The organism is Pseudoalteromonas sp. MER144-MNA-CIBAN-0113 (assembly GCF_040308965.1).
GTDB classification, from domain to species: domain Bacteria; phylum Pseudomonadota; class Gammaproteobacteria; order Enterobacterales; family Alteromonadaceae; genus Pseudoalteromonas; species Pseudoalteromonas tetraodonis.
In genome coordinates, this window is sequence record NZ_JBEOOG010000041.1 from 1 (window position 1) to 19,849 (window position 19,849).

General features: G+C 41.6%; 15 protein-coding genes. 7 read left to right on the top strand and 8 right to left on the bottom strand.

Annotated features, from left to right (window positions below; translation table 11 throughout):
* Positions 1–108: 108 nt before the first annotated feature.
* Complete coding sequence (locus tag AAEY57_RS11730) at positions 109–1,077, top strand: integron integrase (RefSeq protein ID WP_350607927.1); 969 nt, start codon at positions 109–111, stop codon at positions 1,075–1,077.
* A 202-nt stretch (positions 1,078–1,279) separates the two neighbouring features.
* On the opposite strand, the gene serS is transcribed toward AAEY57_RS11730, so the two are convergent.
* The 6 genes from serS to lrp all read right to left on the bottom strand — a co-directional run bounded on the left by serS (position 1,280) and on the right by lrp (position 8,095).
* Positions 1,280–2,584: a serine--tRNA ligase gene (serS, locus tag AAEY57_RS11735; protein ID WP_024601694.1), complete on the bottom strand. Its 1,305-nt coding sequence runs from the start codon at positions 2,582–2,584 to the stop codon at positions 1,280–1,282.
* Positions 2,585–2,593: 9 nt separating this feature from the next.
* Complete coding sequence (crcB, locus tag AAEY57_RS11740) at positions 2,594–2,974, bottom strand: fluoride efflux transporter CrcB (protein ID WP_010389726.1); 381 nt, start codon at positions 2,972–2,974, stop codon at positions 2,594–2,596.
* The gene (locus AAEY57_RS11745; RefSeq protein ID WP_013464762.1) at positions 2,967–4,310 is read right to left on the bottom strand and encodes a replication-associated recombination protein A; all 1,344 of its coding nucleotides are present in this window, start codon (positions 4,308–4,310) and stop codon (positions 2,967–2,969) included. The genes crcB and AAEY57_RS11745 overlap by 8 nt, the downstream gene beginning before the upstream one ends.
* Positions 4,303–4,929, bottom strand: coding sequence for an outer membrane lipoprotein periplasmic chaperone LolA (gene lolA / locus AAEY57_RS11750; RefSeq protein WP_350607928.1), 627 nt, complete (start codon positions 4,927–4,929; stop codon positions 4,303–4,305). Before lolA ends, AAEY57_RS11745 begins: the two co-directional genes overlap by 8 nt.
* The gene (locus tag AAEY57_RS11755; RefSeq protein WP_350607929.1) at positions 4,929–7,418 is read right to left on the bottom strand and encodes a DNA translocase FtsK; all 2,490 of its coding nucleotides are present in this window, start codon (positions 7,416–7,418) and stop codon (positions 4,929–4,931) included. The genes lolA and AAEY57_RS11755 overlap by 1 nt, the downstream gene beginning before the upstream one ends.
* A gap of 197 nt (positions 7,419–7,615) precedes the next feature.
* A complete protein-coding gene (gene lrp, locus AAEY57_RS11760; protein WP_008110073.1) occupies positions 7,616–8,095 on the bottom strand; it encodes a leucine-responsive transcriptional regulator Lrp in 480 nt (159 codons plus the stop codon).
* A gap of 139 nt (positions 8,096–8,234) precedes the next feature.
* Between lrp and ald the strand changes: the two genes are divergently transcribed.
* Positions 8,235–9,356: an alanine dehydrogenase gene (gene ald / locus AAEY57_RS11765; RefSeq protein WP_008110075.1), complete on the top strand. Its 1,122-nt coding sequence runs from the start codon at positions 8,235–8,237 to the stop codon at positions 9,354–9,356.
* Between the two features lie 118 nt (positions 9,357–9,474).
* Here the strand turns inward: ald and pssA are convergent, their stop codons facing one another.
* A complete protein-coding gene (pssA, locus tag AAEY57_RS11770; RefSeq protein WP_350607930.1) occupies positions 9,475–10,800 on the bottom strand; it encodes a CDP-diacylglycerol--serine O-phosphatidyltransferase in 1,326 nt (441 codons plus the stop codon).
* A gap of 276 nt (positions 10,801–11,076) precedes the next feature.
* Here pssA and trxB point away from each other — a divergent pair, with 276 nt between their 5' ends.
* The 5 genes from trxB (at position 11,077) to infA (ending at position 17,072) form a co-directional block, all read left to right on the top strand.
* Entirely contained in the window at positions 11,077–12,027 is a 951-nt protein-coding gene (trxB, locus tag AAEY57_RS11775; RefSeq protein ID WP_008110078.1) for a thioredoxin-disulfide reductase, read from the top strand.
* 326 nt (positions 12,028–12,353) lie between these two features.
* On the top strand, positions 12,354–15,167 hold the full coding sequence (locus AAEY57_RS11780; protein WP_081844607.1) for a bifunctional aconitate hydratase 2/2-methylisocitrate dehydratase: 2,814 nt from the start codon (positions 12,354–12,356) through the stop codon (positions 15,165–15,167).
* A 182-nt stretch (positions 15,168–15,349) separates the two neighbouring features.
* Entirely contained in the window at positions 15,350–16,066 is a 717-nt protein-coding gene (aat, locus tag AAEY57_RS11785) for a leucyl/phenylalanyl-tRNA--protein transferase (protein WP_058154499.1), read from the top strand.
* Complete coding sequence (locus AAEY57_RS11790) at positions 16,059–16,763, top strand: arginyltransferase (protein ID WP_058154498.1); 705 nt, start codon at positions 16,059–16,061, stop codon at positions 16,761–16,763. Before aat ends, AAEY57_RS11790 begins: the two co-directional genes overlap by 8 nt.
* A 90-nt stretch (positions 16,764–16,853) precedes the next feature.
* Complete coding sequence (infA, locus tag AAEY57_RS11795; RefSeq protein ID WP_002962494.1) at positions 16,854–17,072, top strand: translation initiation factor IF-1; 219 nt, start codon at positions 16,854–16,856, stop codon at positions 17,070–17,072.
* 466 nt (positions 17,073–17,538) lie between these two features.
* On the opposite strand, the gene clpA is transcribed toward infA, so the two are convergent.
* Positions 17,539–19,800 carry an ATP-dependent Clp protease ATP-binding subunit ClpA gene (gene clpA / locus AAEY57_RS11800; RefSeq protein ID WP_350607931.1) on the bottom strand — a complete coding sequence of 754 codons (2,262 nt, stop codon included), beginning with the start codon at positions 19,798–19,800 and terminating at the stop codon, positions 17,539–17,541.
* Between the last annotated feature and the right edge of the window lie 49 nt (positions 19,801–19,849).

Genomic DNA, 19,849 nt, shown 5'->3' on the forward strand with positions numbered 1-19,849 from the left:
GAGTATTATTCATGGACGCTCCTAACATGATTTGATTTACTTAGTATAGCAAACCAACACAGAAATGGATCAGCGCCATATATATACAGTCAAAGTTTTAGGATATTTATGAAAACACAATCACCATTTTTGAATTACATTTCTGACTATATGTTAGTTAGACAATACTCACTTAGGACCATTAATACCTATTTAAAGTGGATTGCTTCTTATATTCATTTTCATAAAAAAAGACATCCTGCTTCAATGGGAAATAACGAAGTTGTCAGCTATTTGGACTACCTTGTGTTAACAAAAAACGTAGCGCCTAAAACTCAAGCCACTGCTTTAAATGCATTAGTTTTTTTATATAAACACATTATTAAAAACGAGTTATGTTTAGACTTAACTTTTATCAGAAGCAAGCGCCAGCCCAAGTTACCCATAGTGATGACGCCAGAAGAAGTTAAAGTGCTCATGTCGCATTTAAGTAAACGTTACTATCTTATTGCTGGGCTAATGTACGGTAGTGGACTAAGAGTGATGGAGGCTGTTCAGCTAAGGGTTCAAGATATTGACTTTGATTATAAGAGTATTCGAATATGGAATGGTAAAGGCAATAAAAACAGGATTGTGACGCTTGCCACTGAGTTAATCCCTTTACTTAGAAATCAGATCGCACAGGTTGATGAATACTTACAATTAGACTCACACAATGAGCAATATGCTGGCGTTTGGATGCCTCATGCACTTGCAAAGAAATATCCGGCTGCTAATACGTCTTTAGGCTGGCAATATTTATTTCCGTCTCATCAATTAAGTGCCGATCCTGAAACTGGAGAAATAAGACGGCACCATTTTCACCAAACAGGCGTTCGCAAGGCGATTAAAAAGGCTGTAAGAATGGCAAAGTTAACCAAACTTATCACGCCACATACTTTACGCCACTCCTTTGCAACTCATTTACTACAAAGCGGAGCTGACATAAGGACCGTACAATCTCAGTTGGGTCACTCGGACGTTAAAACAACACAAATTTATACGCATGTTTTACAACAAGGTGCTAATGGCGTAATTAGTCCTTTTTCTAGGTTATAAAGCTGGTTAGAAAAGTACAAATTGGTCCTTATCAAAAATAAACGCGCTAAAGCACGCCCTTGTATCTACAGGTGAGCAGAAACTTTAATCTCACAACTCGCTAACTTGCTAACTGAACCCTGGTCAACAAAAAAAGCCACTGTTAATTACAAACAGCGGCTTTCTTTCTAAAGCTTATAGCAAAAAACTGACAGCTAGTATTTTACGCTTTACCAATCACTTCAAGTCCACCCATGTATGGGCGTAATACTTCTGGTACGACTACTGAGCCGTCGGCTTGTTGGTAGTTTTCTAGTATGGCTACAAGTGTACGCCCTACCGCTAAACCTGAACCATTTAGTGTGTGTAAAAGCTCTGGTTTTTTAGCGCCTTCACGACGAAAACGAGCTTGCATACGGCGCGCTTGGAAATCAACCATGTTTGAACATGATGAAATTTCGCGATAGGTGTCTTGTGCTGGTAACCATACTTCTAAATCGTATGTTTTAGCTGCGCCAAAACCCATGTCGCCCATACATAAAATCACTTTACGGTATGGCAATTCTAGCGCTTGTAAAATTTGCTCAGCATGGCCTGTTAGCTCTTCGAGTGCTTGCATTGAATCTTCTGGTTTTACAAGTTGTACAAGCTCTACTTTATCAAACTGGTGTTGACGGATTAAACCGCGTGTATCGCGACCGTAGCTGCCTGCTTCACTTCTAAAACATGGCGTGTGCGCTGTTAGGCGAATAGGTAAATCGCTTTCTTCGTAAATTTCATCACGTGCGCTGTTAGTAAGCGGTACTTCTGCTGTAGGAATTAAGCTAAAGCCAGCTTGCTGCTCGCCATCATCGTTCACTAGCCCTAACGTGTGAAATAAATCGCCCGCAAACTTAGGTAATTGGCTGGTACCGTAAAGGCTTGCACTATTAACCAAGTACGGTACATACATTTCTGTGTAGCCGTTTTTATCTGTGTGGGTGTCTAGCATATATTGGGTAAGTGCACGGTGCATACGCGCTACTTGGCCGCGCATTACGGTAAAACGTGCGCCACTAATTTTAACGCCCATTTCAAAGTCTAAGCCGTTTAGGTCTTGCCCTACGTCAACGTGGTCTTTAACTTCAAAATCGTACTTTTTTGGTGTACCCCAAGTTAAAATTTCTACGTTGTCGTCTTCGTCAGCGCCTTCTGGTACCGACTCGTCCGGTAAGTTTGGAATTGCTAAGGCAATTTGTTTAATTGCTTCTAACACTTCGTCTTGCTCAGCTTTAGCTGCGTCTAACTCGCTGCCTAAGTTAGCAACTGCGTCTAGCAATGGCTGTGCATCTTCGCCTTTTGCTTTTGCTTGACCAATAGCTTTAGCACTGGCGTTACGTTGACTTTGAAGTTCTTGCGTTTTTACTTGTAATGTTTTGCGTTTTTCTTCAAGTTCAGTCACTACCGCTACATCTAGCTCATAACCACGTGCGGCTAAACGTGCTGCAGTTTGTTCGACATCTTGACGTAAATATTTAGAATCTAACATGTTAGTTTTTTAACCTTTTTGCATTACTAGCTGAAGGCCCAGCCAAGCCATAAAAATACACACCATCACGTTTAAGATGATATTGAGGGCCATTTTAATAAAGTGACCTTGTTGTAATAACAACAACGAATCCATTGAGAATGTTGAAAAGGTGGTTAACGCACCTAAAAAGCCAATTCCGATGAGGGTTTTAGCAGGACTGACGGCAATAACTTGTTTATCTATTAAACCGTATAAAATGCCCATCAACAATGAACCCAGAATATTAACCGTCAACGTGCCAAAAGGGAATCCCCTACCGAGGAGTTTTAGCATGGTTTCGCTAATAAAAAACCGTAAACAGGCTCCTGACGCTCCGCCAAGGGCTATCATCATGTAAAGTTTAATCATGCTCATAACGTTTTATTGGGCTTTGTGCGTCGCGCTCTTTTAAATAATCGAGCTTTTGTTTAATTTTTTGCTCAAGTCCACGATCACTTGGCTGGTAGTATTGTTTGCCATCCATTTCTGGCGGTAGGTATTTTTCGCCAGCAGCAAATGCGCCTTCTTCGTTATGCGCATAACGGTACTCTGCACCATAACCTAAGTCTTTCATTAAGTTAGTGGGGGCGTTGCGTAAATGCTCTGGTACTGGGTAGCTTGGCTCGTTTTTAGCGTCTTGTTTGGCTTGATTAAACGCCATATAAACCGCATTACTTTTAGGTGCACTAGCCAAGTACAAAGTGGCCTGTGCAATGGCGCGCTCACCTTCGCTTGGGCCAACACGCTGAAAAATATCCCATGCGTTTAAAGCCACTTCCATCGCTCGTGGATCGGCGTTGCCGATGTCTTCTGTAGCAATTGCTAGTAAGCGCCTTGCAACATAAAGCGGGTCGCCGCCACCGGCTAAAATACGGCAGTACCAGTAAAGCGCACCATCTGGCGAACTGCCTCGCACCGATTTATGAAACGCCGAAATTAAATCGTAAAATTCATCGCCGCCTTTATCGTATTTGGCTAAATGGGTGGGCAGTACTTGGCTCAGTACCTGTTCGTCTACGTTGTACTTGCCGTTTTGCTCGGTGGTTAAATCAACTGCTTGCTCGAGTAAATTAAGCACTTTACGTGCATCGCCACCGCTTGCTTGGCACAGCGCTTGTTTGGCGTTATCTGCAATCACGATTTGCTTTTGGCTAAGTTGTTCGTCTTGTTTGAGTGCGCGCTCTATTACTGTGTATAAATCGCTTTCCTGCAAGGATTTTAATACATACACCCTTGCGCGAGATAAAATTGCATTATTAAGCGCAAACGAGGGGTTTTCGGTGGTGGCGCCTACAAATATAAAAGTGCCATCTTCAATATGCGGTAAAAACGCATCTTGCTGAGACTTATTAAAGCGGTGTACCTCGTCAACAAACATCAAAGTGCGCTGACCACGGCTTTGTAAGTTATCGCGCGCTTGGGTTACGCTATCGCGAATATCTTTTACGCCAGCGGTTACTGCCGACATTTGAATTAGTTCAGCGTCGGCATGGTTGGCAATAATTTGCGCCAGCGTAGTTTTACCTACCCCCGGCGGCCCCCATAAAATTAAACTATGGCAGCGCCCTGCTACTATCGCTTGATGAAGAGGTTTATCAGCGCTGAGTAAATGTTGCTGCCCTATGTAATCGTTAAGCGATAAAGGGCGCATACGCGCAGCGAGTGGGCGCACATCGGGCCCAAAGTTAAATCCTAAATTACTCACCGTTACTCTGATCGTCTATTTCTACACCCGCTGGCGGGGTAAATTCAAAAGTTGTTTTATCAAGCTCAGTATTAACCTGTGCATTGCTAAATGTAAACGCAGACAGCTGGCCTGAATTATCTTTAACTACCAGTTTTGCAAGCCCTTGCTCGTTATCAGCAAAAGTAATATCAAGCTGCTCTACTTGGCTTTCTACGCCTTTATTTGGGGTAATGCTAAAGCCTAAGTCAGTAGCGATCACGCTGTATTTTTCCCATTGCGCAGGGTCTTTAGAGGTGAGCAATATAAACGGCGTTGAGTCAATTAAACCGCTGGTTTTCATAATGGTTACTTGCTCAGCAAAGCTATCAAAGTAATAGGTTTTATCGCCGTTTGATACAAATAAAGTGTCGTCTGGGTTAGTTTGCTGCCAGCGGATCATTAATGGCTGTTGCAACGCAATATTGCCTTGACCTTGCATTACCAGTTGGCCTTCACCGTCGGTTACGTTCTGTTTAAATTGTGCTTTAAAGCTTTTTAAGGTCGATAACTTATCTTGTAATACTTGGCTGTCGTCAGCAAAGCTTGGCATCGCCACTAAACTGCCCAATACCAATAATAAACTACTTAATTTTTTCATTAATTTGCTCCATTAGGTACTAATACATCGCGCGCGCCGTTGTGTCCTGGTGCACTCACGATACCTGATGTTTCCATTTGTTCTACTAAACGTGCAGCACGGTTATAGCCTACACGTAATTTACGTTGCACTGACGATACCGATACTTTACCGGTTTCTATTACAAAGGCGACCGCTTCGTCGTATAACGGATCTGACTCTTCATCGCCATTTTCACTGGCTTCCCCTGGTAATAGAATATCTTCCGTGGCATCGCCATTTAAAATCTCGTCTATGTAATTTGGTTTAGCACGGGCTTTCCAATCGTTTACCACGGCATGTACTTCATGGTCGTCTACAAACGCGCCATGCACACGCTCTGGCACACTGGTACCTGGCGGTAAATAAAGCATATCACCCATGCCTAATAAGTTTTCAGCGCCTTGTTGATCAAGTATGGTACGCGAGTCTATTTTACTTGATACCTGAAACGCCATCCGTGTAGGTATATTCGCTTTAATTAAACCGGTTATTACATCAACCGACGGACGCTGCGTTGCCAAAATTAAATGGATACCCGCAGCACGCGCTTTTTGCGCTATACGGGCAATTAACTCTTCAACTTTTTTACCTACAATCATCATCATGTCGGCAAACTCGTCAATAACCACCACTATGCTAGGTAATTTATCCAGCTCATCTGGGCCATCTTTCATGCCGTCGGTGTCTTTAAATAATGGATCCATAATTGGGTAGCCCGCTTCTTTGGCTTCCATTACTTTTTGGTTGTAACCTTTTAAGTTACGTACACCTAAAGCCGACATCAGCTTATAGCGGCGTTCCATTTCACCTACACACCAACGCAGTGCGTTAGCCGCTTCTTTCATGTCGGTTACAACTTCACACAATAAATGCGGAATGCCTTCGTAAACTGAAAGCTCAAGCATTTTCGGGTCAATCATGATCATACGTACATCTTCAGGGCCCGATTTATACAGTAAGCTTAATATCATTACATTAACGCCCACTGACTTACCTGAACCGGTTGTACCAGCTACCAGTAAGTGTGGCATTTTACCTAGGTCGGCACACACAGGTTGCCCTGCAATATCTTTACCTAGCACCATGGTCAGTGGCGATGGGTTTTGCTCAAACTTAGGCGCGTTTATGACTTCTGATAAACGTACAATTTCACGGTATTTATTAGGCAACTCAATACCGATATAGGTTTTACCCGGAATAACTTCAACCACGCGCACACTAATTGCCGAAAGTGAACGCGCTAAATCTTTTGAAAGCCCAGTAATTTTAGACACCTTAATACCCGGTGCTAAATCAAGCTCAAAACGAGTAACAACAGGCCCCGGGTAAACCCCAACCACGGTTGCTTGTACGTTAAAATCAAGTAGTTTTGTTTCTACAAGGCGCGATACGCTATCAAGCTCTTCTTGCGAAATTGGGTTTTTTGCTTTGTCGGGTCTGTCTAGTAAATCCAATGATGGCAATGGCCCCGGAGGTGGCTCTTGCTCTAATAATTGTTCAAACTTCTCTTTGGCAGTTAGCGGCGGTTGAAACCCTGATTTTGGCTTGTTAATTGGCCTTGCTGGTGAAACCACGGTTGTGGCTGGTTTTTCAGGTTCAACCACAGGGCTTTGATCCAGCGCGTTAAGTGCTGCCTCTGTGTCCATAGGTTCATCGTCTATGGCGCTGAAACTAATTTCTTGATCGAGTATTTGGTCAAGCTCGTCAAACGGCATAAATTCGTCGTCTTGAGGGGCATTAACCTTAGTTGCTGGTTTATCAATTGCTTTTGGTTTGTCTGCTACTTTATTAGCAAGCTCAGGTTCTTGTTGGCGTGTATCGTTTTCAAAATAAGCATCGGGTTGCTCGTCTTGTACTTTACCTGCAATGCGTTCGCGTTGCATCCAGCCCCGGGCATAGGTCACCAAAAAGCGGTATAACCTAACAATTAAATCACCCAAGTAATCAACAAATTGTACCCACGACACACCCGTTAACAGTGTTAAGCCTGCAAAAAAGAAACACAGTAGTAAAATAGAGGTACCGGTAAAATTAAACGCTGGCATCATGGCTGATGCAATCACATCACCCACTACCCCACCGGATGAAAAGTTATAAATATCATCAAAATTAATACTGCTAATAGCGGTTGCTGAGGTAATAAACAGCGCAAAACCAATAATGCGTAATCCAAGTGTGGTGTAATCGAGTTGTAAAATACGGTGTGGCTGCTTAAACACCAAGTAACCTAGCAGCTGAATAGCCGCTGGCACAAAATAGGCAAGCCAGCCAAAGGTAAGTAATAGTATGTCGGCCACCCACGCGCCCGCTGTACCCGTAATATTTTGTACGTTGGTAAATTCACCCGTTTGCGACCAAGCAGGATCGGCAGGATGAAAACTAATTAAAGCACATAAAATAAATACCGCTGCAAAGGTGCTGACGATGAGCCCCGTTTCTAATAGTCTTTGTACACCGTTTAGGCGCATAATTACCTATCCCTCATTATTATTTTTTACACTCACTTGGCAATAGAATACCTTAGCAGGAAATGTATTTTGATGCACTTTATCTTAACCATGATGGCCTGATTATGAACAAGTTTTTATTATTTAGTCGTACACTAATTAAAAAAAGCAAAGTTGGCTGCAACAATAAAAGTATATTAACGGCTGTTACTCTGTCATTAAGCAACAAAAGGACGAATAACGACACCCTCTTCACCTTTTACTTCTTCCATGACTACATAGGTGCGGCTTTCACTCACATTAGGCAGCTTTAATAATATATCACCGAGCACGCCTCGGTATTCTGACATATCGTTAACCCGGGTTTTTAATAAAAAGTCGAAATTACCCGAAACCAAATGACATTCTATAATTTCTTCGTGCTTTCTAACAGCGGCACTGAACTCTTCAAATACGTCGGGCGATGTTTTGGTAATGGTTACTTCCACATACACAGAAAGCCCTTGACCAAGCTTGGCGGGATCAACCACCGCTTTGTAGCCTAAAATATACCCTTCTCGTTCAAGCTTTTTCACTCGCTCTAGACAGGGCGTGGCGCTTAGGCCAACTCGTCGGGCCAGTTCAACATTTGACAGGCGGCCATCAAGTTGTAATTCGACTAAAATTTTGCGATCAATACGGTCTAATAAGTTATGCATAGCTTTTTAGTTTTTTATTCTAATAAAATTAATTTTACAGATACTAACACTACAAGGGGCTTAAAAAAAGGTGGGACACACTACCCTAGCGTGAATATAATAGTGAAAAATTTTTATCCCGTTCTAACAAGGCAAAATTATGATTATTGGTGTACCTAAAGAAATTAAAAACCATGAGTACCGTGTAGGTATGGTTCCTGCGAGTGTTCGCGAACTTGTAAATCACGGCCACCAAGTGATTGTTGAAACTAACGCTGGTATGGGCATTGGTTTTACAAATGATGATTATGTTCAAGCAGGCGCTGAAATTTTAGAAACAGCTGCTGATGTTTTTGCAAAAGCAGAAATGATCATCAAGGTAAAAGAGCCACAAGCTGTTGAACGTGCAATGTTACGTGAAGACCAAATTCTTTTCACTTACCTTCACCTTGCACCGGATCTTCCACAAACTGAAGACCTTGTTAAAAGTAAAGCAATCTGTATTGCTTATGAAACTGTGACTGATTCACGCGGTGGTTTACCACTTTTAGCGCCAATGAGTGAAGTTGCTGGCCGTATGTCTATTCAAGCAGGTGCACAAGCGCTAGAAAAAGCTAACCACGGTCGTGGTATGTTATTAGGTGGTGTACCAGGTGTTGAGCCAGCTAAAGTTGTTGTTATTGGCGGCGGCATGGTTGGTCGTAGCGCTGCACAAATGGCAGTTGGCCTAGGTGCTGAGGTTGTTGTACTTGACCGTAACATCGACGTACTACGTGCACTAGACGCACAGTTTGGTAACAAAGTTAAAGCTATTTACTCAACAGCTGACGCGCTTGAAAAGCACGTATTAGAAGCTGACCTAGTAATTGGTGGCGTGCTTATCCCAGGTGCTGCTGCACCTAAACTAGTGACTGCTGAACACATTAAAGCAATGAAGCCAGGTGCTGCTATTGTTGATGTTGCGATTGACCAAGGTGGTTGTATTGCAACCTCTAAAGCAACTACGCACGCTGATCCTACTTTCATCGTTGATGAAGTTGTTCACTACTGTGTTGCTAACATGCCAGGTGCTGTTCCACGTACATCTACGTTTGCACTTAACAATGCAACATTGCCGTTCATTATTAACCTTGCAAACAAAGGTTACAAAAAGGCACTACTAGATGACGCTCACTTTTTAAAAGGCTTAAACGTAATTAAAGGCCAAGTAACTTACAAAGAAGTAGCTGAAGCGTTCAACATGGAATATGTTGACCCACGCACTGCAGTAGAAAACGCGTAACTGTTATTGTTACCGCTTATACCTAAGCCATAATTTAGGTATAAGCATTAAAAAAGCAGCTAATTAGCTGCTTTTTTTGTATCTAAATTTTAGGGTCTGTGGTCAACAGACCCTAATGTTATATAAATCGTTTAATAATAAAGTCGACTTTTACGCGCTTAGCTTGACCAAGCAGTTTTTTCACCGGCTGCGGGTAATCGTCCATGGTTTCTAAATCATCTGGACCGGTTAAACGGCGACAATGCTTTAAAATCTCTTGGCGTTCATTATCAATATCGCGCATGATAGATTGTTCAGGATCTTCTATCAGGATGCCATTTTCGATATCCAGCCCCCACGCGCGCGGATTTAGGTTATGCCCACTAAGTAAATGCACTTTACGGTCACAGCAAATCCCTTTTAGATGAAACGAGTTACTCTCGTGTTTCCAAAGGTATACGTTTAAGTTGCCATTATCTATGTGGCGTTTTTGCGATTTTACAAACTTATGTAAAATAGTTTCGTATAAATACGGTAACGCACCAATTTTACTAAATGGCTCGCTAGGTGGCAGGTAAAAATCGTTTGCAGTTTTATCGCCCACCACAATAGTGACTTGTTTACCTTGCTTTAATAGCCTGCGTAAAGAGCGCATTAATGGCGCCGGAAAATTAAAATACGGCGTGTATAACACCAGCTCTTGCTCGGTGGTATCAAATAACGCTTTAATTAAGCGATTAAGCTCATTATTACGACGGCCTAAACCTAAAAATAAACGAATGCCCATTGCATGAGTATTCAAGTTCTGCGCACTTTTATAGCTTGCCGATTTAAGCTCACGCATAAGTTGCTTTTGTTCAAGCTTAAAGTCAGCCATACGTTTAAGCGGTCGTTGATCAATTCTTGGTACCGCTTCAGAACTTAATAAAGTTGATTCGATAAAATCGACTACTGAGTCACATAATTCGCTTTGCGATACTAAAAAGTAGCGATCGAGCCGGTATCGGTCGCTATATTGCAAATACACATTATTTAAACTGGCACCGCTGTAGAGCAGTGTGTCGTCAATAACAAAGCCTTTTAAATGTAACACCCCAAACAGTTCTTTTGCCTTTACGGGGACACCATACACTTGAACGTTTGAATTAAATTTTTCTAAATCGTCGCAATATAAGCTTGCATTGCCCTCTGACTTTTCAGCTCCAATTAAACCGCGTTGCGCACGATGAAAATCCACCAATACTTTTATCTCAAGCGCAGGATTAGCTAACGAAGCACTGTGCAGCGCAGCTAATATTTCACGACCCGCTTCATCATCTTGTAAGTAGAGTGTGGTGATATAAATTCGTTTTTTTGCGTTGGCAATTAAATCTAACAATTGCGTACGGTATTCTTGCGCATTGGTTAAGACGTTAACGTCTTTTGAAGTCAACCCAAATGCGGGTTTCTCTTGCCAAAATAACATAGTTGCCTATTCACTTAGGTCACATAATTAAGCAGTGACAAATCAAAATTAGTTAAAAGATAACAAAAAAAATCAGGCTGGTCATGAATTAACGTCGTTTTATTGGCTAACAGTCTATTTATTAGTCGAGCACTGCCTATAAGTCATTTACTAGTACACATTAATGAACAGCTTCGGAATTTGCGAAAAAAAATAATCTCATCTTTTATTTACTTCCTGCTTGTTTTTCTTAGAATCGGGCGCATTAAAACCGTATTAAACGTTTAGGAAAAGATCATGACTGAAGCAAAACATTGTAAGTTACTTATTTTAGGTTCGGGCCCTGCAGGCTATACAGCTGCAGTTTACGCTGCACGTGCTAATTTAAACCCTGTTTTAATTACAGGTATTCAACAAGGTGGCCAGCTAACAACCACTACTGAAGTTGAAAACTGGCCTGGCGATGCACACGGTTTAACTGGTCCTGCATTAATGGATCGTATGAAAGAGCATGCAGAACGCTTTGAAACTGAAATTGTGTTCGACCACATCAACAAAGTTGACGTATCTAAGCGCCCTTTCACACTAACCGGTGACCAAGGTACTTACACCTGTGATGCTTTAATCATTGCAACCGGTGCCTCTGCTAAATATTTAGGCTTAGAGTCTGAGACTAATTTCCAAGGTCGTGGCGTTTCTGCTTGTGCAACCTGTGACGGCTTTTTCTATAAAGGTCAAAAAGTAGCGGTTGTTGGTGGTGGTAATACAGCGGTTGAAGAAGCGTTATACCTATCTAACATTGCTGATGAAGTTCATGTTATTCACCGTCGTGATAGTTTCCGTAGTGAAAAGATTCTTGCTGACCGCCTTGCTGAAAAAGCAGCGAACGGTAACGTTGTCATGCACTACAACCGTACACTTGATGAAGTGCTTGGTGACCAAATGGGTGTTACCGGCGTTCGCATTAAAGATGTGGCATCAGATGCTACTGAAGAACTTGATTTAGCGGGTGTGTTTATTGCCATTGGCCATAAGCCAAACACCGATATGTTTGAAGGTCAGCTAGAAATGAAAGACGGCTACTTAGTAGTTGAGTCTGGTCTTAACGGTAATGCAACACAAACTAGTGTGCCAGGCGTATTTGCTGCCGGTGATGTGTCTGATCATATCTACCGTCAAGCAATCACTTCTGCGGGTACTGGCTGTATGGCTGCACTTGATGCAGAACGCTTTTTAGATAACCTATAAGTTTTCATAACATATAGTAAGGGCTGAATTTTCAGCCCTTTTTTTGTGGCCAAAAATTATAAAAGCTCATCCAACACCGAAAAGTACTCATTGCAGCCGTATAAACATTCACAAAATTTATACTGAAAATCAATCGTATTTATACAATTAATGGCTTAGGTACGATAGGATCTAAGGGTGAGCAACGAATACCGTCAAATTATATAAGTAAAACTAGCTATAATTATCGTCAGGAATAAAAGCTTTATTCATTTAGGCATTACTAGAGACTGTAAAATCAGTTAAAATGCTTAACTTCATATCAAGTAAATTACCGAGAGTTTTCTATGAGTTTGTATACAAAATATATGGAAGAAATCCAAACCCGTAAAACGGAGCTTGGATTAAGCCCACAACCAATCGATAGCGCTGAACTAGTATCAGAAATAATTAATCAAATTAAAGATACTAATAACGAGCACCGTAAAGATTCACTGCATTTCTTTATTTATAATACTTTACCTGGAACAACTAGTGCTGCGGGCGTTAAAGCACAGTTTCTAAAAGAAATCATTTTAGGTGAAGAGCACGTTGCAGAGATCACTCCAGAATTTGCATTCGAACTGCTTTCACACATGAAAGGCGGCCCGTCAATTGAAATGCTAATTGATTTAGCATTTGGTGATGACGCAGCAATCGCAGCACAAGCGGCAGAAGTACTTAAAACTCAGGTATTCTTATACGATGCTGATATGGAGCGTATTAAAGCGGCCTACGAAGCAGGCAATGCAATTGCTAAAGAATTACTAGAGAGTTTCTCAAAAGCTGAATTCTTTACAAAACTACCTGACATCGAAGAAAAAATCGAAGTTGTAACTTACATTGCTGGTGAAGGCGACATCTCAACTGATTTACTGTCTCCAGGTAACCAAGCACACTCACGTGCTGACCGTGAATTACACGGTAAGTGTATGATCACTGAAGAAGCACAACAAGAAATCGTTGAGCTTCAAAAGAAACACCCTAATGCTAAAGTAATGCTTATTGCTGAAAAAGGCACAATGGGCGTTGGTTCATCTCGTATGTCTGGTGTAAATAACGTTGCACTTTGGGCGGGTAAACAAGCAAGTCCATACGTTCCTTTCATCAACATTGCACCTGTTGTTGCAGGTACTAATGGTATCGCACCAATCTTCTTAACGACGGTTGATGTAACCGGCGGTATTGGTCTTGATCTTAAAAACTGGGTTAAGAAAGTAGATGCAGACGGCAATACTGTAACTGATGAAAATGGCGATGCAGTGCTTGAAGAAGCTTATTCAGTTGCCACAGGTACTGTATTAACAATCAATACAAAAGAGAAAAAGCTTTATAACGGTGATAAGGAACTGGTTGATGTATCATCAGCATTCACACCGCAAAAAGTTGAATTCATGAAAGCTGGTGGTTCTTACGCTGTAGTATTTGGTAAGAAACTACAAACGTTTGCTGCTGAAACGCTCGGCATTGAAACTCCTCTTGTGTATGCACCTTCAAAAGAAATTTCACATGAAGGCCAAGGCTTAACAGCGGTTGAAAAAATCTTTAACCGTAATGCGGTAGGTGTTCTATCTGATACACCACTTCATGCAGGCTCAAATGTTCGTGTTAAAGTGAACATCGTTGGTTCGCAAGATACAACCGGTCCAATGACAGCACAAGAATTAGAAGCGATGGCTGCTTCAACGATTTCACCTCTTGTTGATGGTGCTTATCAGTCTGGTTGTCACACTGCATCAGTATGGGATAGCAAAGCACAAGCTAACATTCCTAAACTAATGGCGTTTATGAATAAGTTTGGTTTGATCACTGCACGTGACCCGAAAGGCGTTTACCATGCAATGACTGACGTTATTCACAAAGTATTGAACGACATTACCATTGATGATCGCGCTATCATCATCGGTGGTGACTCGCATACTCGTATGTCTAAAGGCGTTGCCTTTGGTGCCGATTCAGGTACTGTTGCTGTTGCACTTGCAACCGGTGAATCAGCGATGCCAATCCCTGATTCAGTTAAAGTGACGTTTAAAGGCAAAATGGCTAAGCACATGGATTTCCGCGACGTTGTACATGCAACGCAAGCGCAAATGCTTAAGCAGTTTGGCGGCGAAAACGTATTCCAAGGTCGTATCATTGAAGTGCATATTGGTACCCTAATGGCTGACCAAGCGTTTACTTTCACTGACTGGACTGCAGAAATGAAAGCGAAAGCGTCAATCTGTATTTCAAATGATGAAACGCTAATTAAGTCAATTGAACTTGCTAAATCACGTATCCAAATCATGATCAACAAAGGTATGGATAACGAAGCGCAAACGCTACAAGGTCTAATCGACTTAGCTGACAAACGTATTGCAGGTATTCAATCTGGTGAAGAGCCAGCACTTTCTCCAGACGACAACGCTAAATACCACGCAGAAGTTGTGGTTGATTTGGACCAAATCGTTGAGCCAATGATTGCCGATCCAGACGTGAACAACGATGACGTCTCTAAGCGTTATACTCACGATGTGATCCGCCCTGTTTCTTTTTACAACGACAAACCTGTTGATTTAGGTTTCGTTGGTTCGTGTATGGTTCACAAAGGCGATATGAAAATTATTGCTCACATGCTGCGTAACCTAGAAAAGAAAAACGGTTCTATCTCATTCAAAGCACCATTAGTTGTTGCGCCACCAACATACAACATTGTTGATGAGCTTAAAGCGGAAGGCGACTGGGATATTCTTGCTAAATACGCAGGTTTTGAATTTGACGATGAAAAACCAAAAACAGCGGCACGTACTAAGTATGAAAATATCCTATACCTAGAACGCCCTGGTTGTAACTTATGTATGGGTAACCAAGAAAAAGCTGAACCTGGTGACACTGTTATCGCAACATCAACTCGTCTGTTCCAAGGCCGTGTAGTAGCCGATACATCTGAGAAAAAAGGTGAGTCACTACTAGGTTCTACGCCGGTTGTAGTACTTTCTACTGTACTTGGTCGTTTCCCGACTATCGAAGAGTATAAGTCTGCGGTTGAAGGTATTGACCTTACCTCGTTTACGCCTGTTGAAGAAGCAATGACAACTAAGTTTAACGCTGGACAAGCAGTACCTGTAAAAGTGGTTAGCTAATCCGATTAGTTAACACTTTTTAAGCTAATAATTAAAAGCGCGTTTTAAACGCGCTTTTTTTTGCCTAACAAAAATAGCGCTTAGAAAGTAAGTCCTATGCAGTGACACAATAATTTGTGGTTTGTGATTTTAAAGCAACAGGTTACACTTTATCTTGACCATGCAGTTATTCAATCGGTGTTATGACTAAACAACTCTATCAACTCGCTCAAAGCCACTTTGCTTTTCCTGATCCCAACCATGCATTAGATGATCCCGATGGTTTACTTGCCATTGGTGGATGCTTGTCGGTAACGCGATTAAAAAATGCCTATTTATCTGGTATTTTTCCGTGGTTTAGTGAACACGAGCCAATTATGTGGTGGTCACCTAGTGAACGCGGTATTGTTGAGCTTAATGACTTTCATGTTAGTAAAAGCTTACGAAAACATTTAAAAAAGCACCCGGTCACCGTAACCATTAATCATGCCTTTGAAGAAGTGATAGAAGCATGTCGCGATCAACGTCTTGATACTGATGGCACTTGGATCACCCCGCAAATGCAACAGGCGTACATTAATGCCCATCACAATGGCTTGGCCCATAGTTTAGAGGTATGGCGCGAGGGAGAGCTTGCAGGTGGCTTATATGGCATCATGCAAACCGGTGTTTTTTGTGGTGAATCAATGTTTCATCATCAAACAAATTGCTCCAAACTGGCTATGTGGGCGCTGGTTAATTGGCTTAAACGCCATAATGCGCATTTTATTGATTGCCAATTAGAAAATCCTTATTTAATGTCGTTAGGTGCTAGCGTTATTCCACGTGAAGAATTTTTAACTAAACTTAATAAAGCACAGTGTTACACCCCACCTGACAGCATGTGGCAACCACAGGAGCTATTAGCGATTTATGAATGAACAACTTCCCGCTCGTATTGGCCTAAGCCAACCATTTGAATGCAGTTATTTGCCTAACCGCCAAGAGCAACTGTTGGTCATACTCGATCCAAGTTGTTACAGCAGCAATAAGTTTGAGTCATTATTAGGATTGGGCTTTCGTCGCAGTGGTAACCAAATTTACCGTCCGCACTGCCCTATTTGCAGCGCGTGTAGTTCTGTGCGCGTTTTAGCTGATGAGTTTATGCCGACAAAATCGCAAAAACGTAAACTTAACAAAGCAAAAAACCGCTTTGAGGTAAAATATTCTCAAGTTGAACGCGAACAATACTATCCACTTTACAGTAAATACATTAGCTTGCGCCACCAAGACGGTAGTATGTATCCACCTGATAAATCACAATTTCAAAGCTTTTTGTTTTGTAGTTGGTTAACCATTACTTTTATTGAGCTTTGGGATCAAGAAAACTTAGTGGCTGTTGCTGTAACTGATTGTATGGACAATGCTATTTCGGCAATTTATACATTTTTTGACCCTGACTATGAGCACTTTAGTTTAGGCACTGTGATGATATTACAGCAACTTAAATTTGCTAAACTGCAACAAAAACAATTTGTTTATTTAGGCTATCAAATAGATGAATGCGACAAAATGAACTATAAAACCCAGTTTTTACCTGCTCAAAAACAGTGCAATGACCAGTGGCTGGCTATTTAATTTACAAAAATAGCCCCTGCGCCTTTACTTATTGGCGTATTTTGGGCAAAATCTGCAGCGTTTAACTATTAAAGAGGTGTTACGCTAAACATGGCGAAAGAAGACGTAATCGAAATGCAAGGGACAGTCCTTGATACTTTACCAAATACAATGTTCCGAGTTGAGCTAGAAAATGGTCACGTAGTTGTGGCTCATATTTCAGGTAAAATGCGCAAAAACTATATCCGTATTTTAACCGGCGATAAAGTAACGGTAGAAATGACTCCTTACGATTTATCGAAAGGTCGTATCGTATTCCGTGCTCGCTAAGTAAGTGCGTAAACGAGATTTAGTTTTTGGCTAGTGAAAACTAGCTTTAAGCGTTTATTAAATGTAATTAATGCTAGGGTCTGTTGACCTTTGCGGATTAAAATTTGTTCAAACTAAGGGCGGTTTAATCGCGGCGCGAGGTTTGTAACCTAGTGGGCTAAGTAAAAACCGAGCAACAAAGAGTAAATCGCCCCTAGGCAGAACCCTTCGGGCAGCGCCTGTTTGGCATTGATGCTGCGTTATCGCCTATTTATGGGGAATAACCACACAACATAGGCTCTGCCTTGCCTAAATACCAAACAGACTGCTGCAAATTTAACCTTGAAAGGTCAACAGACCCTAGTAGCCAGTAATTACATTTAATAAACAAAAAACCCAGCCTTTGCTGGGTTTTTTGTTGCCTATTCCTTTGGCAAATAAAAAAGCCTGCATAAAGCAGGCTTTTTAAATTGCTAACTTTTTTAGGTTAGGCTGGCGTTAAGTCACTCTCGTAATCAAAACGCAGTTTTTTATCTTTAACCGATACTTTTACCGTACCGCCAGAAATTAGCTCACCAAACAGTATTTCGTTAGCCAATTGCTTTTTAAGATCTTCTTGGATAACACGCGCCATAGGGCGCGCGCCCATTGCTTTGTCATAGCCTTTGTCAGCCAACCATTCACGTGCTTTAGACGTCAGCTCAAGATTAACTGATTTCTTGTCTAGTTGCGCTTGAAGCTCTACAACGAACTTATCAACCACTTGTAAAATAACTTCTTTATCGAGGTGATTAAACCAAATAATGTTATCTAAGCGGTTTCTAAATTCTGGTGAAAATACTTTATTAATTTCACCCATTGCATCGTGCGTATGGTCTTGCTCACTAAAGCCAATCGACTTACGTGTGGTTTCTTGCACGCCGGCATTAGTGGTCATCACCACGACGACGTTTCTAAAGTCGGCTTTACGGCCATTATTATCAGTTAGCGTACCGTGATCCATAACTTGCAATAAAATGTTGTAGATATCTGGATGGGCTTTTTCAATCTCATCCAAAAGTACAACAGCGTGTGGATTTTTAATGACCGCTTCTGTTAGTAAGCCGCCTTGTTCAAAACCAACATAACCCGGAGGCGCACCAATTAAACGACTCACCGCATGGCGCTCAACATATTCAGACATATCAAAACGAATAAACTCAACACCCATACATTTAGCTAATTGCTTGGTAACCTCAGTTTTACCGACCCCCGTTGGGCCTGCAAATAAGAACGAACCAACCGGTTTGTTCTCATTCGCTAAACCTGAACGCGACAAACGAATGGCAGAAGTTAATGCATCAATAGACTGATCTTGCCCAAACACTAACATTTTTAAGTTACGGTCTAAGTTTTTCAGCGTTTCTTTATCAGACGACGACACATTTTGAGGCGGAATACGCGCCATTTTAGACACAATCATCTCAATATCAGATACACCAATGGTTTTTTTACGCTTAGACGTAGGCAGTAGCCGTTGGCTTGCGCCTGCTTCATCAATAACGTCAATCGCTTTATCAGGTAAGTGACGCTCATTAATGTACTTGGCACTTAGCTCGGCGGCTGCTTTTAACGCTTTTTGCGTATAACGAATACCGTGGTGTGCTTCGTAACGATCTTTTAAGCCGTTAAGAATTTTAGTGGTGTCTTCAACGCTAGGTTCAAGCACATCAATTTTTTGAAAGCGACGAACTAGGGCGCGATCTTTTTCAAAAATATTCTTGTACTCACCGTAAGTAGTAGAACCCATACAACGTAATTGCCCACTTGAGAGTAACGGCTTAATTAAGTTTGAGGCATCCATTACCCCACCTGAGGCAGCACCTGCACCAATAATGGTGTGAATTTCATCAATAAATAAAATTGAACCTGGTTTTGCTTGTAACTCTTTTAATAAACTTTTAAAGCGTTTTTCAAAATCGCCTCGGTATTTGGTACCGGCAAGTAACGCGCCCATATCTAAGGAGTACACAACCGCATCAGCAATGACTTCAGGCACTTGTTCGTTAACAATACGATAGGCTAAGCCCTCGGCAATAGCAGTTTTACCTACGCCGGCTTCACCAACCAGTAATGGGTTATTCTTTTTACGACGACACAGCACTTGCACTGTGCGCTCTACTTCACTATCACGGCCAACAAGCGGGTCAATATTACCCTCTTTAGCGTGTATATTAAGGTTAGTTGTAAAGCTGTCGAGCTTACTCGCTTCTTCGCTTGCTACTTCTTGCACCTCTTCATGAATATCGTCGGTATCATCGCCTAATTCGTCGTCACCTTTGGCGATACCATGAGAAATAAAGTTAACAATATCAAGTCGAGAAATATCATTCTTTTTAAGTAAGTACACGGCTTGGCTTTCTTGCTCAGAAAAAATAGCGACCAGCACATTAACGCCTGTGACTTCATTTTTGCCAGAAGATTGCACATGAAATACCGCGCGCTGTAATACCCGCTGAAAACCAAGTGTTGGTTGAGTTTCGCGCTCTTCTTCTAAATCAGGAATAACCGGTGTGGTTTCATCAATAAATTCAAGTAACTCTGTTTTTAATCCAGAAACGTCAACACCGCACGCATTAAGCGCTTCTCCAGCTGATGGATTATCGAGTAGAGCTAATAAAAGATGCTCTACGGTCATAAACTCATGACGACGTGTACGCGCTTCACGAAACGCGGTGTTCAAAGTTAGTTCTAAGTCTTTATTTAGCATTGGCAACCCCTTACAGAGATAATAATTTTATACCGCACTTCAAAGATGA